Below are 15,030 nucleotides of genomic sequence, written 5' to 3'. Positions count from 1 at the left end.
GCAGTGAAAAGATCAGTGCTATGTAAATGTAAAGCGCGATGCAAACGTGAAAGATAAGGGAAAGCGTAATAGTGAAGAGTGTCGATGTTGCAGTAGTAGGGGGAGGCATTGTTGGCAGTGTATTGGCCAAAGGTTTAGCCGAACGCGCAGGGTTAAGTGTGGCACTCATTGATGCGGCACCCGTTAGCCAAAGCGTCGCCGAAGTCTCAAAGGCCAACGCCCTCGATTTTAACCCTTTCACCGACACTCGGGTTATTGCGCTAGCTCGTCGCACCGTTGATGAGCTAAAAGCGCTCAATGTTCCACTTGAAAAACTTGCAGACATTTATCACGGTGAAACCCCACCTACCATTGACTCCATTGAAGTAAGTGATCGCGGCCATTTAGGCTTAGTCAACCTAGCGGCCGAAGACTACCGCATTCCCTCTTTTGGGCAGGTTGTATCGCTAAGTGCTTTAACACGCCTTGTTGCGTCATCAAGTAATGACTATGAACATATTGCACCGGCAACGGTGCAGAGTGTGACTCAGCATCAAAATTACACTGAGGTGGCGCTTGATAATGGTGATACTCGTCGCGCAAAGCTTGTTGTACTGGCCGATGGTGGACGCTCTGCTCTTGCTCAGCAAGTAGGGCTTACGCGCACAGCAAACGATTATGAGCAAACGGCGATAGTGTTTAATGTACACACTCAGCAGCCTCACAATAATAAAGCATATGAGCGTTTTACAGAGTCTGGGCCACTGGCATTTTTACCCTTCGACAGTGATATAGATAATCAAAAGTCGACAGGCTGTGGCTTTTCCGTTGTGTGGACAGTGAAAGCTGACAAAGCGGAAGCACTACTTTCTATGACTAATAAAGCGTTCGTCGACGCGCTACAAGACGCTTTCGGGTTTCGCCAAGGTAAGATTATACGTGTAAGTGATAAGGCAAGTTATCCGCTTTCTTTAAAGTTAGTTGATGAGGTAACAGCTCATAGAACAGTGGTAGTGGGAAATGCGGCTCAAAGCCTTCACCCTATTGCTGGACAAGGTTTTAACTTAGGGCTTCGAGATATTTATACGCTTATTTCCACCTTGCAAAGCGAACGGTTAAATAAAAGCTCTATAGATAAAGACGGTGAGTTCGATCCGGGACAGTTTAACGTGCTCAATACTTATGCAAAGAAACGTAAAAAAGACAGAGCGGCCACCATTACCCTAACCGATACCTTGGTTCACACGTTCTCAAACCAGCACTTTCCCCTAGTAGTTGGCAGAAACGTATCATTAATGGCCCTGAGTATGGTGCCTTTTGCTAAAAAGCAGTTTGTAAAACAAACTACGGGCTATGGCTTAGGTGCACGGTAAAAAACAGAGCAGGGACATAATAAACCATGACGTTAAATTTTATCACGCTAACAGAAAGAGAGATTTATGCAGCACGTTGATATTGGTATTGTTGGCGGAGGTATTGTTGGTTTAACTCTCGCAGCCGCGCTCAAAGATAGCTCGCTTTCCGTTGGAGTTATTGATAAGCATCCGTTGTCTACTGCATTAGGTGATAAAGCCACATCCCGTGTAAGCGCCATCAATCAGGCAAATATTACTGCATTGCAAAACTTAAACGTCTGGCCTCATGTGCAGCCTAACCGCGCCAACCCCTATGTGGCTATGCACGTGTGGGACAAAGACAGCTTCGGTGATATTCACTTTCATTGCCAAGAAATGGGCAGTGACACGCTAGGGGTTATTGTTGAGAATCAAGCTTTAGTAAATGCACTTGCTCACACCGTTGAAAAACAAGATAACGTTCAAGTATTTGAGACAAGCATAGAGCGCGTATTGTCTGGCCCTAATCAAAATATGGTGATGTTTGATAATAGCGATGTTTTAAGCTGCCGGCTTCTTATTGGTGCGGATGGCGCTAACTCATTTGTTCGTCAGCAAGCCGGGTTTCCCATTACATTTAAAGATTATGAGCACACGGCCATTGTAGCCAATATAAAAACTGAAATGTCCCATGAAAGTGTGGCGAGGCAAGCTTTCACTCCTACAGGTCCTCTTGCGTTATTACCCATGTCTGAACCCGACGTATGCTCTATCGTGTGGTCGCAAAGCCCTGATAAAGCCAACGAGCTTATGGCAATGGATGACACCGCGTTTTGCCACGCACTTGCAGCGGCAAGCAACAGCATTCTTGGCCCCGTAGAGCTTGAAACCAAGCGTTCTGCATTTCCATTAACTATGAGATACGCCAGAGAATGGGCGAAAGACGGCATTGCCCTAGTGGGAGATGCTGCCCATACCATTCATCCTCTAGCGGGGCAGGGGGCAAACTTGGGAATGCAAGATGCACTAAAACTTGCTGAGTTATTGCAAACATTGTCTAGCGAAGGAAGCGATATAGGGCTTCATAAAAACTTGCGCCCGTACGAACGTAGTCGCAAAACCGAGGCTATGAAAATGATTGCAGCTATGGACGGGTTTAAGCTGTTGTTTGATGGCAATGACCCTATCAAAAAACTGATTCGAGGTATTGGCTTAGCGGCCACAGATAAGGTTAGTGTCATAAAGCAATCCTTTGTTAGTCATGCTATGGGGCTTTAGCCGTAACCAACAAACCAAAATCTATAATAAATAAAACAATAATTAATAAAATAAACGACAGGTGAACGTTATGGATAAACGCCATTTTTTAAAATTTGCAGGTGCGGGGTTAGCACTCTCGCCGGCACTTTCTCTGGCCGCAAGTTCAGACAGTATTCTTCAATCTGATAGACAAGATGCAAAACCGCTATCATCGCTCAAGCCTCTTACAAAAGGTGTTGCGCCAATTACAAACTCAGAGAGAAAAGCGCGCATTGAAAAAGCGCAATCTTTGATGAAAGAACAAGGTGTATCGGCCATTCTCATTGAGCCTGGCGCGGCAATGGATTACTTCTCTGGTATTCAGTGGTGGCGTAGCGAACGCCTAACGGCGCTTATTATTCCTCAAAAAGGGGATGTTGCCGTTGTTACGCCATTTTTTGAAAAGCCAAGCGTATTAGAGTCTCTCAAAGTGGGCGATGACGTTCGCGTATGGCAAGAGCATGAAAGCCCCTTTGATGTCGTTGCTGATATCCTAAAATCAAGAGGCATTACCAGCGGCAAGCTGGGTGTTGAAAGCAGTGTTCGCTACTTTGTAGTGAACGGTGTGGGTAGCGCTATGCCCAACATAGATATTGTGCCTGCCGAGCCTATAACTCGTGGCTGCCGAATGTATAAAACCGCAGCTGAATTAACCTTGATGCACAAAGCAAACGAAATAACGTTAGCGGCTTATAATGTGGTTTTTAGCCATTTAAAAGAAGGCATGACACAAGCAGATGTAAAAGCACTTATGCACCAAGCTCAGCAGAATTTAGGTGGCAGCAATACATGGTGCTTGGCTCTGTTTAATGACGCTAGCGCTTATCCTCACGGAACCAATGCAAAACAAGTTATTCAACAAGGCTCAGTGGTATTACTTGATAGCGGCTGTAGTGTGCATGGCTATCAAAGCGATATCAGTCGTACGCTTGTATTCGGTAAGCCATCACAAAAAGTGACAGACGTATGGAATACGGTGCGAGAAGGGCAAAATGTAGCGTTCAACGCAGCCAAAGTGGGCACACCTGCCGGTAAGGTTGATGATGCCGTGCGAGCTTACTACGTTACTCAAGGTTACGACAAAGACTACGCATTACCTGGGCTAAGTCACCGCACTGGGCATGGCATTGGCATGGAAGGTCACGAAAGCGTGAACTTTGTGCGCGGCGAAACAGCACCGCTTAAAAAGGGTATGTGTTTTTCTAACGAGCCTGGCTTATACATACCCGGTGAGTTTGGTGTGCGTTTGGAAGATTGTTTGTATATGACAGACAAAGGCCCACGATACTTTACTGAGCCACCTGTATCGATAGAAGAACCGCTAGGTCGCTTAGTGCCTATGGTATAGCACTTTCACCCGTTAGTTATTTTTAAGCCGAGTAGTGAAAAATTCCGCCAAGGTTTTACTAATAACAGGATGCTGGGTGTCTTGGTTAAACAAGCAAATTTTCACTTTCCCCAGCTTAGGTAGGTGAGGGTGATTAAGAAGCATTAGGTTTGCAGGTAAGCTCGATTTTGCCAATGCGGTAACGCCTAGCCCTTGTTGAATAGCTGCGGTTATACCGCCTAAATCAGCATTGGTATAGGTAATTTTCCATGCAAATGTTTGCTGTTTAAGTTGCTCTATTACTCGGCTTCTATACATACAGCCATCTGGGGCCAGTACAAGGGGAATAGTGCTACCTACAAGCGGATGGGAACTATCTCCCACCCACACCACATCATCTTCTAACACCACTTCGCCTTCGGTGTCTTCATCGGGGTTCACCAAGGCCAAAATAAGATCGAAGTGATCGCGCTGGCTAGGATGCAGTAAGTCGCGGCTGAGTGAGGACGTGACTTCTAAAGACACATCTGGGTAGCGCTTTGAAAATTCACCAATTAACCCTGGCAACAGGGTAGAGGCGAACTCATTGGGAATGCCTAAACGCAATCGCCCGCTTAATGGGGCAGGGGTTAAGCTTCGAAATATACTGTCGTTCAGTTCAAGCAATTCTTTTGCTTTGGCATACAACCAGTTTCCATCTGCACTGGGTACATGCCGCTGGCCTAGTTTAATAAACAGCTTTCTGTCGAGTTGAGACTCCAGCTTTTTAATTTGCAAGCTGATAGCTGGTTGAGAGCGACCAAGAAAGTCGCCGGCTTTAGCGTACCCACCAAGCTCAATAACACTTACAAATGTACGCAAGTTATCTAACGAAAGCTGTTTCATTATATAAGTATTTCTAATTGCCTAACCAAACTACATTATATTTATAAATGTTAATATTGAAAACCGCTATTACAAGTGGTCGCTTCTAAGACTGAGCTGTGTCTGAGGTTGTATCTGTCGTTGAACCTCTTTTTCAGCTCTTATTTAATAGGGCTCATGCTGGTTTTTTATATATCGCTCATGCTGGAATTGTTTTAGGCTTAACTTAATTTCATCATCAAGCTACATAGGGTAAGTAACCTATTATGAAAAAAACGATGTACGTTGATTCCATCTTAGTGAAAGGCGAGTGGAAGACGAAGCAAGTAATGACTATTGAAAGCGGCAGTATTTTAGACATTGTCGATAGTAGTGATGAAGAAAGTAAAAAATTAGAGAGCAAAGACTTACAGGGCATCCACGAGCATATTAAAGGAACGGTTATCCCAGGCTATGTAGATACCCAAGTGAATGGTGGTGGTGGCGTTATGTTTAATCATGCCCCCACGTTAGAAAGTGTAAATACTATTGCCAAAGCACATGCGCAGTTTGGTACTACGAGTTTGTTTCCTACCCTTATTACCGATGATTTTGCCACCATTTGCAGTGCCGCCGATGCTATATCGCAGGCTATAGACCTTAATCATCCCTCTATTCAGGGCGTTCATTTTGAGGGGCCGCATTTGTCGGTGGCGAAAAAAGGGGTACATAAGGCTGCTCATATCAGGTCCATCTCAGATGAAGAGCTAGCGGTGTATACGCGCAAAGATATTGGCCAAGTTATTGTAACTGTAGCGCCAGAAAATGTGTCGCCAGAGATAATACGCACCCTTGTTTCAGATAATGTGGTTGTTGCGCTTGGCCATTCAAATGCGCCATATGAGGTGGTGCAGCAAGCCCTTGATGCTGGCGCAACTGGGTTTACCCATTTGTTCAATGCTATGTCGCCACTAACATCAAGAGAGCCAGGAATGGTAGGCGCCGCATTTTTATCTGATGCTATTTGCGGGCTTATTGTTGACCATCAACACCTTCACAAAAAGTCGGCAGAACTTGCCTGCAAAGTAAAAGGCGAAGAAGGCATTATGCTGGTAACCGATGCCATGGCTCATGTTGGCGGAACACAAGACACCGTTGCCTTTTTTGATACTAAAATTACGCGCACGCGCACCCTTACGGGTGAGAAGTTAACCACACCCGATGGCACATTAGCCGGCAGCTGTTTAGATATGCATTCGGCACTACGTCATTGCGTTAACGATTTAGGCATTAAGCTTAAAAGTGCCAGCGTAATGGCAAGCACTACTGCCTCTTACTTCACCCATAGCTTAGATAACATTGGGCAGTTAGTACCAGGGGCTGCTGCTAATTTTGTAGTACTCGACGATAAGCTTGATCTTAAATCAGTGTGGCAGCAGGGCGTTAATATTCTCAATAACGATTAGCCAAAAAGCCTGAACAAATAAAAAAGACTGCCCTATGTGTTTGAACTTTTAACTCTCACTATTGCCCCACACTATTCAACTGGTGTGAAACCCAATAGATGCAAAGCGTTATGGGTAGAACGAAGTTGTTCACAATTGGCTAGAAGAACGGCTTTCAAATAACGAAGTTAAACTCAATTATCGCAGCCAATTGACATTCATGAAATGACAAGGAGCTTTAATGAAGCTTATTAAGACAACATTGCTCACCGCCGCCTTAACCGCAGGACTAAGTGCAGGTGCAGCCATTGCACAGGAAACAAATACACAAGCCTCCAAGGCACAAGGCGTACAGGCTCAAGAACAGCAGGGCGCCACAAAACAGGTGCAAATTTCTGAAAAGCAGGTCGACCAGTTTGTTCATGCCTATTTAACGGTTCAGTTAATAGGCCAGAAGTATCAGGCAGAAATTCAGGCTGCTGGCGATCAGGCTAAAGCCAAAGATCTTCAGCAAGAAGCTAGAGAAAAAATGCAAACCGCCATTTCAGACAACGGCATAGCAATGCAGAAATATCGTGAGATCTCCATTGCGGCTAATCAAAATGAATCGTTACGAGGCCGCATTTCTGAAAAGCTTACCATAGAGCTAGAGTCGCGTAAGCAGGCTCAGAACGTCGACAGCTGAGTCGCATCGTATTCACGCATTCTCAATAAAACGCTGCATCAATAGGCAGCGTTTTTTGTTTGCCCAGCGAAGCTGGCAAACCCGTCAGGTTGAAAGAAACCTGAATCACCCTGACTGAGGGGAAGATAATCCGAATGGCAAGGGCGTTGTTGGCCAACGGCAGGGTCTGAAGGAAGCCATAGGAAGTTAGAGGTACACAACGCAAGTGAACCTGATTCGGCAAGACAGGAGGGTAAGCGTGCAAAATAGCGCGAAGCCCGATACTCAGTCAGTCCTGTTTTGTGTTTGAGGGTGGAATTTCTAACAGGGAGCCAGTGCAGTAACTGGGGAAGCCTGGCATTAGATCCAATCAAATGGTTGGACGTATCGTTCAAGGAGTGATCCAAGAATGTTGCGAGTGTGAGGTGGCATAACGTGGTTACCAGATAGAACCCGTAGTAGTGAGTAAGGCTAGGCCGATGAAAGCCAGTAATGGTGTGGAGGGTAAAACCAAGCCGACTATCAGCATTGTGTTTGATAGGATCTATTTTAGCCAAAAGCTTAAATGGATTGCGAAGGGGGGAAGCAGACTTTAAGACTCTGATGAGTTGTGAGTTTTTTTATCATTGATACACAAGCCGCCAGATCAGCGGGACAAGTCGAATCGGTGCGCTAGGAATAGTGATGTCTGGTGAGACAGGCCGTATATGGGAAGTAATTGTAGTCAAATTTGGTAGATTGCCTCAGTGCTAGAACGCCAAACCCTGCAATGAAAGTTACCACAATGTTAGAAAATGAACGATGTCCATAGGGCGCACGATACTAGATTGCAAATTAGCATTGTGTCACTTAGCAAGTGATATGAAGTATGCAGGAGCCGTATACGAGGCCCGTACGTACGGTTCTGTGAGATGTATGGACTCCCTTCCCTGAAAGGGGTACGGTCTTAATTGTCAAATTAGCCAAAGGGGTCCATACATGATTAAGAATACAATTATTGCAATTGACCTTGCAAAGCATTCCTTTCAGGTTTGCAAGTTCAACAGTGACGGAAAAATTGATTATAACAAAGCAATGAGTCGTAAAGCATTGATAGCACTTCTGGGAAACCATGTGTCAGCGTTAGTGGCAATGGAAGCCTGTGGTGGCTCGAATTACTGGGCGCGTTTAGCGAGGCGGCATGGTCATCAAGTAAAAATCATTCATCCTCGCGCAGTAAAAGGGCTGCAATTAAAGCAAAAAACAGATAAAAATGACGCCTACGCTATCGGTATTGCGGCTCAATTACCTCATATAAACTCTTGTGGCATCATGGAGGAAGATGAACAGGGTCTTCAGGCCCTGGAGCGGGTGCGAATGCTGCAGTTGGAGCAAAGGACGGCGTTGGCAAACCAGATACGAGGACTGTTGACGGAATTCGGGATTGTGATAGCAAAGGGGTTAAATCATTTAGTCACTGCGCTGCCTGACATTTTAGAAGATGCAGAAAACGGCTTGCCGATGAATTATCGTCAGGCTTTGGCTGCGCAGTCACAAATGTTACAACTCTATACGACTCAAATAGAAAGTTATGACAGGCTCATAGCAGAACACACGCGGCATAATCCTGTTTGCCAGAAATTAAGTAAACTCGAAGGCGTAGGCCCTTTGATTGCTTTGGGGTTAACCGTTCGATTGGGAAATGCGACAGAGTTCAATACAGGCCGGGATGCATCAGCATGCATAGGTTTGACACCGAAGCAGCATTCGACCGGCGGTAAAGAGCGATTGGGACATATTTCTAAAAACTGTGCAGATAAAAGATTGCGAAGTTTGCTCTATCAGGGAGCAATGTCGGTAGTGAATAAAGCAGTATCCAGAGAGCCTAAGACTGTGAAAGAGCAGTGGCTGAAGGCGTTAGTTGACCGAAGGGGAAAGAAGGTTGCTGCCATCGCGTTAGCAAATAAAACGGTGAGAACCGCTGTTGCTCTAATAAAGAATAATGACGATTACAATCCGATACTGTTAGCAGCCTAAGAGTTAGTAAATCAACAAATTGCGAAAATAAATGGTAAGACCAACCAGCAGAATTCAGCCAGTCCTCTCAAGTGACTAAACACTGTGTGTGAGAATTGAACTGTTGGTGCGTATACATCGAAGGGCAGGAGTAGCTCTCCATTTAAAGCCCGTATATAAGAGCGCATCTACTACTAATTTTTCAAAAGATGTTGATTACTTCAGGGAGTCCATATAAGAGGGATGAGGCGCAAGCCTCACCCTACTCGATATTTTGCGCTATTTATTTAGTCCTTATCTATTTTTCCCCTATTGGCAAACCTGCTCGATCAACGCTCTCTAATCTTACTAAACAGGTTCTCCTCGAAGGCTCTTCTCAAGCTCTTTTACAGCTCTTCTTAAGCCCTTCTCAACCCCTCTTACGAATATAACGTTTTCTGATGTTCTCTAGTATTTACATCAGGTTTTCAAATGTAGTGATAAGAATTATCAATTTGTTGCGTGATTGTTACCTAACTATACTCATTGTTGTTTTCTATCTTTCAACAAGAGTAAAGTGGAATGTCTAACACCACCGCCCTACATGCGAAGCACCTAGAAGCGGGTGCCAAAATGGTCGACTTCTTCGGCTGGGATATGCCAATTAATTATGGTTCTCAAATTGAAGAGCATCACGCCGTGCGCCAAGACGCCGGTATGTTTGATGTATCTCACATGACCATTGTTGATGCTACAGGCCCGCAGGCAAAAGCGTATCTTCAATACTTATTGGCAAACGACGTTGCCAAGCTAAAAGATAAAGGCAAAGCCCTTTACAGCGGTATGTTGAACGAAGAGGGTGGGGTTGTTGATGACCTTATCGTGTATCACTTTGACGAAACTAATTACCGCTTAGTGGTTAATTCAGCCACTCGTGAAAAAGACATGAATTGGCTAATGAGCAAAGCCGAAGGTTTTGAGGTAACCATTACCGAGCGTTCTGAGTTCGCAATGATTGCAGTACAAGGCCCCAATGCAAAAGAAAAAGCGGGAACGCTTTTCAGTGCGGCGCAAAAAGAAGCAGTAGCAGGCATGAAGCCGTTCTTTGGCGTACAAGCTGAAGACCTTTTCATTGCAACAACAGGCTACACCGGTGAAGCGGGCTACGAAATTATGGTGCCAACGGCACAAGCAGCAAGCTTCTGGCAAAGCTTGTTAGACGCAGGCGTTAAGCCGTGCGGTCTAGGCGCACGAGATACATTGCGCTTAGAAGCAGGTATGAACCTTTACGGCCAAGATATGGATGAAACTATATCGCCACTGGCGGCTAACATGGGTTGGACAATTACTTGGGAGCCAGCAGACAGAGACTTTGTTGGCAGAAAAGCGCTTGAAGCGCAGCGTGAGTCGGGTACCGACAAGCTAGTTGGCTTGGTAATGACTGAAAAAGGCGTACTGCGCCACGGCCTAAAAGTAAAAACAGAAAGCGGCGAAGGGGTTATCACTTCAGGTACGTTTTCACCCACATTAGGCCATTCTATTGCCATGGCACGAGTACCTAGTAATGTGGGTGACACAGTAGAAGTGGAAATGCGCAAAAAGTGGGTTACAGTAAAAGTGGTTAAGCCCTCCTTTGTTCGCAATGGAAAAAGTGTTTTATAAGTTTACGTCTCAAGTTTACAAAATTGACAAAGATTAACAGGAACGATTATGAGCAACATCCCAACTGATTTACGTTATGCCGCCACCCACGAATGGGTTCGCTCTGAAGGCGACGGTGTTTTTACTGTAGGTATTTCTGAACACGCACAAGGTTTACTTGGCGATATGGTTTTCGTTGAACTACCAGACGTAGGTGACGCGGTAACTACTGGCGACGACGTGTGTGTTGCTGAGTCGGTTAAAGCGGCTTCTGACGTTTACACGCCAATCACTGGTGAAGTAATCGAAATCAACGAAGACCTAGAAGACTCGCCAGAGCTAGTAAACTCTGACCCATACGGCGAAGGCTGGATGTTCAAGATTAAAGCGGAAGACCCTGCAGAGGTAGAAGGCTTGCTTGACGCAGAAGGCTATGAAAACAGCATTGACGAAGAGTAATTCGTTACGCTACTAGAAAGATACACAGTTGAAAAAGGGGCATGAATATTATTCAGCCCCTTTTTAACTTTTAGATTTAACGACGCCCTTGCGGCAACCATTAAGAGTGCTTAACAACGTTATGTCGAATACTTCTCCTACATTGGCTCAATTAGAGCAAAAAGATACGTTTATCCGCCGTCATATTGGCCCGGGTAAAGGCGAAATTGAAGAAATGCTGTCTGCCATTGGTGCTAGCTCATTAGATGATTTAATTGAGCAAACCGTACCGGCAGGTATTGCGCTACCAGAACCGTTAAAATGCGGCGAAGGTGCGACAGAAGTTGAAGCATTAAGTGAATTAAAAGCGGTTGCGGCGAAAAATAAAATAAACCGTTCGTTTATCGGAATGGGCTACTACGATACCCACGTACCGAACGTAATTTTGCGTAACGTGTTAGAAAACCCAGGTTGGTACACGGCGTACACCCCTTATCAGCCAGAGATTGCGCAAGGTCGTTTAGAAGCTATTTTGAACTTCCAGCAAGTGACCATCGATTTAACCGGTCTTGAGCTGGCATCTGCTTCATTGCTAGATGAGAGCACCGCGGCAGCCGAGGCTATGGGCCTTGCCAAGCGAGTTTCGAAAAACAAAAAAGCAAACATCTTTTTTGTGTCTGACGATGTGCACCCACAAACACTAGATGTAGTAAAAACTCGCGCCGAGATGTTTGGTTTTGAAATTGTTACTGGCCCTGCAGAAGAAGCCGCAGAGCACGACGTGTTCGGTGCGCTTTTACAATACCCAACCAGCACGGGCGAAATTAAAGATATTTCTGACATTATTGCCGCAGTACAAGCGAAAAAAGGGATTGTGGCAGTAGCGGCAGACCTAATGAGCTTAGTAATGCTTAAGTCGCCTGGCGAACTGGGTGCCGATGTAGCATTAGGCAGTGCGCAGCGCTTTGGTGTACCAATGGGTTATGGCGGCCCACACGCTGCTTTCTTTGCAACCCGCGAAAGCTTCAAGCGTTCATTGCCAGGACGTATTATTGGCGTAAGTAAAGATACACGCGACCGCCCAGCACTGCGTATGGCACTGCAAACTCGCGAGCAGCACATTCGCCGCGAAAAAGCGAACTCGAACATTTGTACCGCGCAAGTGCTACTTGCCAACATGGCGAGCTTTTACGCCGTATATCACGGCCCGCAGGGCTTAAAAACCATCGCCGAGCGTATTCACCGTTTTGCTGACATTCTTGCTACTGGCCTAACACAAAAAGGCGCTAGCAAAGGCGTAGCCCTTAAGCACAGCACGTACTTCGACACACTCACTGTAATGGTTGAAAACAAAGAAGACGTACTTGCAAAAGCCTATGCCAATGGCATGAACTTACGTTCAGATTTAGACGGTGCAGTAGGCGTATCGCTAGATGAAACCACGACTCGCGAAGACATTCTTGCGTTATTCAACGTTATTCTAGGTGATGATCACGGACTAAGTGTTGAAGACCTAGACGCAGAAGTAACGACACAAGCCGTTAAATCTATTCCAGAAGAGTTAGTACGTACTAGCGACATTTTGACTCACGAAGTGTTCAACAAGTATCACTCTGAAACTGAAATGCTGCGTTATATCAAAAGCCTTGAAAACAAAGATTTGGCATTAAACCATTCAATGATTTCATTGGGCTCTTGCACCATGAAGCTAAACGCGACGGCAGAAATGATACCCGTAACCTGGGCTGAATTTGGGCAATTGCACCCGTTCGCGCCACTTGATCAAGCCGTAGGCTATCAAGAAATGATTGCAGAATTAGCCGAGTGGCTAATTGATGTAACGGGTTACGACGCACTTTCTATGCAACCTAACTCAGGCGCACAAGGTGAGTATGCTGGCTTATTAGCTATTCAGCGCTACCATGAAAGCCGCGGCGACAGCCACAGAAACGTATGTCTAATACCAAGTTCTGCTCACGGCACTAACCCAGCTTCGGCGCAAATGGTTAGCCTAAAAGTAGTGGTAGTAGCCTGTGATTCAAATGGTAACGTAGACCTTAACGACCTTCGCAAAAAAGCGGAAGAAGTGGGCGACAACCTATCATGCGCAATGATCACGTACCCATCTACTCACGGTGTTTACGAAGAAACGGTGAAAGAAATATGCGACATCGTTCATGAGCACGGCGGCCAGGTTTACATGGACGGCGCGAACATGAACGCGCAGGTGGGTATTACGTCACCAGGCTTTATTGGCTCAGACGTATCGCACCTTAACTTGCACAAAACATTCTGCATTCCACACGGTGGCGGCGGCCCAGGTATGGGGCCAATTGGCGTAAAATCGCACCTTGCACCGTTTTTACCAAATCACACCGTGATTAATGTAGAAACTGCGGGTAAAAACTGCGGCGCGGTAAGCGGTGCGCCATGGGGAAGTGCGTCTATTTTGCCTATCAGCTACATGTACATCAAAATGATGGGTAGCGAAGGCTTACGCCGTGCAACGGAAGTGGCCATTCTTAACGCGAACTACGTGGCTAAGAAGCTAGAGGGGCACTTTGAAATACTTTACAAAGGCAACAACGACCGTGTAGCCCACGAATGTATTATCGACCTTCGCCCATTAAAAGAAGCCAGTGGCGTAACCGAGCTAGACATTGCTAAGCGCTTAAACGACTACGGTTTCCACTCACCCACAATGAGCTTCCCAGTGGCGGGCACATTAATGGTAGAGCCAACAGAGTCTGAAGCGAAGTACGAGCTAGACCGTTTCATTAACGCCATGATAAGCATTCGCCAAGAAATAGCGAAAGTGGAAAGCGGCGAGTGGGATGCAACAGACAACCCACTGCACAATGCACCGCACACGCTAGCAGACATCTGTGACAGCAACTGGAACCGCAGCTACGACCGCATGCTAGCGGCGTACCCAGCACCAGAAGTACACAGAAACAAATTCTGGCCAACGGTTAACCGTATTGATGACGTTTATGGCGACCGGAACTTAATTTGTTCTTGCCCAAGTATAGAGAGTTATATTGAGGGGTAGGTTGGTGTAGTCCTTGTAGCTCAGCTGCTAACACTAATTTGAATTATAAGGCGAACTGGTTGGTTCGCTTTTTTTTCAAAAAAGTAACCAAAGTTGCAAATTAATGTTAGCGTATAAAGCAAGGATGGCAATTTTTGACTGATCACTATCATGGAAGACAAAGCGGAATCGAAGTATTTTTGGCTAATTGAACTGCTTGCGTATTGGCAAGGAAAAGTAAATAGTAAAGATCTTATTGATGCATTTCTTATAAGTGCTACACAGGCCAAGAAATATTTATCAGCTTACAATTCCCTTTATCCCTCACAGCTAATCTACAACCTTAGTGTGAAAGCGCATCAAACACAGACTGAATTCAACGCCCAATTTATATCTACTGATGTTGCCGAGTATTTAGATTGGTTAAACGGCTATCGCGCTAAAACGAGTAACTCAAATCAATCTTCAATATCGACTGAATTGAAGATCCCTTCAAGGCGAGTAAGCCCCCAGGTAATGCGAGGGCTCATAGGTGCAATTAAACAACGGAAGCGCGTTGACGTTGAATACTTGTCACTGAACACGTCGTCGTTTGAAGATCGAGTAATTCAGCCTCATTCTCTCGTTAAAACTGGTTTGCGTTGGCACTTGAGAGGGTATTGTGAGTATCGCTCTGAATTTCGTGATTTTGTGTTAAGCCGTTTCCGCGGCACACCGTTGTTAATGGATCACGCCACATTTTTTGAAAAAGATGATCCAGGTTGGAATACAGAAATCGTTTTGCGAATACAACCCGATCCAAGGTTCTCAAAAGCGCAAAGCGCTGTTATTGAGCAAGACTATCAGATGAAGAACGGTGAATTACTGATCAAGACAAAGCCCGCATTAGCCCAATACTTGATTCAAGAAATGCGCGTAAGAACCGAGTTTCTAGCGAAAACACCTCAACAGCAGCAGCTTGTACTGGTAAACGAAAGCGACGTAAAAGAATGGCTATTCGGTAACTAGCCGATGTAAGCGCACACAATCGGTAAACTTAATTTACTGGTTTTATT

At 45.4% G+C, this 15,030-nt stretch carries 12 protein-coding genes; 10 read left to right on the top strand and 2 right to left on the bottom strand.

The window, feature by feature from the left end:
* Positions 1–71 precede the first annotated feature (71 nt).
* The 3 genes from CW735_RS14410 (at position 72) to CW735_RS14400 (ending at position 3,960) form a co-directional block, all read left to right on the top strand.
* Positions 72–1,352: an FAD-dependent monooxygenase gene (locus CW735_RS14410; RefSeq protein ID WP_071980337.1), complete on the top strand. Its 1,281-nt coding sequence runs from the start codon at positions 72–74 to the stop codon at positions 1,350–1,352.
* Positions 1,353–1,418: 66 nt separating this feature from the next.
* Positions 1,419–2,591 (top strand): FAD-dependent monooxygenase, encoded by a 1,173-nt coding sequence (locus CW735_RS14405; protein WP_100972767.1) that lies wholly within the window; start codon positions 1,419–1,421, stop codon positions 2,589–2,591.
* A gap of 70 nt (positions 2,592–2,661) precedes the next feature.
* Positions 2,662–3,960, top strand: coding sequence for a M24 family metallopeptidase (locus tag CW735_RS14400; RefSeq protein WP_071980335.1), 1,299 nt, complete (start codon positions 2,662–2,664; stop codon positions 3,958–3,960).
* A 12-nt stretch (positions 3,961–3,972) separates the two neighbouring features.
* On the opposite strand, the gene CW735_RS14395 is transcribed toward CW735_RS14400, so the two are convergent.
* Entirely contained in the window at positions 3,973–4,824 is an 852-nt protein-coding gene (locus CW735_RS14395) for a LysR family transcriptional regulator (protein ID WP_071980334.1), read from the bottom strand.
* A 245-nt stretch (positions 4,825–5,069) separates the two neighbouring features.
* On the opposite strand from CW735_RS14395, the gene nagA reads away from it, so the two are divergent.
* Both nagA and CW735_RS14385 read left to right on the top strand, forming a co-directional pair.
* Complete coding sequence (gene nagA / locus CW735_RS14390) at positions 5,070–6,248, top strand: N-acetylglucosamine-6-phosphate deacetylase (protein ID WP_071980333.1); 1,179 nt, start codon at positions 5,070–5,072, stop codon at positions 6,246–6,248.
* 220 nt (positions 6,249–6,468) lie between these two features.
* The gene (locus CW735_RS14385; protein ID WP_071980332.1) at positions 6,469–6,912 is read left to right on the top strand and encodes a DUF4168 domain-containing protein; all 444 of its coding nucleotides are present in this window, start codon (positions 6,469–6,471) and stop codon (positions 6,910–6,912) included.
* A gap of 38 nt (positions 6,913–6,950) precedes the next feature.
* Here CW735_RS14385 and CW735_RS19605 read toward each other — a convergent pair whose 3' ends face one another.
* Positions 6,951–7,286: a hypothetical protein gene (locus CW735_RS19605; protein ID WP_198521021.1), complete on the bottom strand. Its 336-nt coding sequence runs from the start codon at positions 7,284–7,286 to the stop codon at positions 6,951–6,953.
* A gap of 583 nt (positions 7,287–7,869) precedes the next feature.
* Here CW735_RS19605 and CW735_RS14370 point away from each other — a divergent pair.
* The 5 genes from CW735_RS14370 (at position 7,870) to CW735_RS14350 (ending at position 14,983) form a co-directional block, all read left to right on the top strand.
* Positions 7,870–8,907, top strand: coding sequence for an IS110 family transposase (locus CW735_RS14370; protein ID WP_100970721.1), 1,038 nt, complete (start codon positions 7,870–7,872; stop codon positions 8,905–8,907).
* A 540-nt stretch (positions 8,908–9,447) separates the two neighbouring features.
* Complete coding sequence (gcvT, locus tag CW735_RS14365) at positions 9,448–10,527, top strand: glycine cleavage system aminomethyltransferase GcvT (RefSeq protein ID WP_100972766.1); 1,080 nt, start codon at positions 9,448–9,450, stop codon at positions 10,525–10,527.
* A gap of 48 nt (positions 10,528–10,575) precedes the next feature.
* Entirely contained in the window at positions 10,576–10,965 is a 390-nt protein-coding gene (gcvH, locus tag CW735_RS14360; RefSeq protein WP_071980330.1) for a glycine cleavage system protein GcvH, read from the top strand.
* A 121-nt stretch (positions 10,966–11,086) separates the two neighbouring features.
* Complete coding sequence (gcvP, locus tag CW735_RS14355) at positions 11,087–13,996, top strand: aminomethyl-transferring glycine dehydrogenase (protein WP_100972765.1); 2,910 nt, start codon at positions 11,087–11,089, stop codon at positions 13,994–13,996.
* 150 nt (positions 13,997–14,146) lie between these two features.
* Positions 14,147–14,983: a WYL domain-containing protein gene (locus CW735_RS14350; protein WP_071980675.1), complete on the top strand. Its 837-nt coding sequence runs from the start codon at positions 14,147–14,149 to the stop codon at positions 14,981–14,983.
* Positions 14,984–15,030: the final 47 nt, after the last annotated feature.

Source organism: Alteromonas sp. MB-3u-76 (assembly GCF_002831605.1).
Taxonomy (GTDB): Bacteria; Pseudomonadota; Gammaproteobacteria; order Enterobacterales; family Alteromonadaceae; genus Alteromonas; species Alteromonas hispanica.
This window is presented reverse-complemented; position numbering and strand designations above follow the sequence as displayed.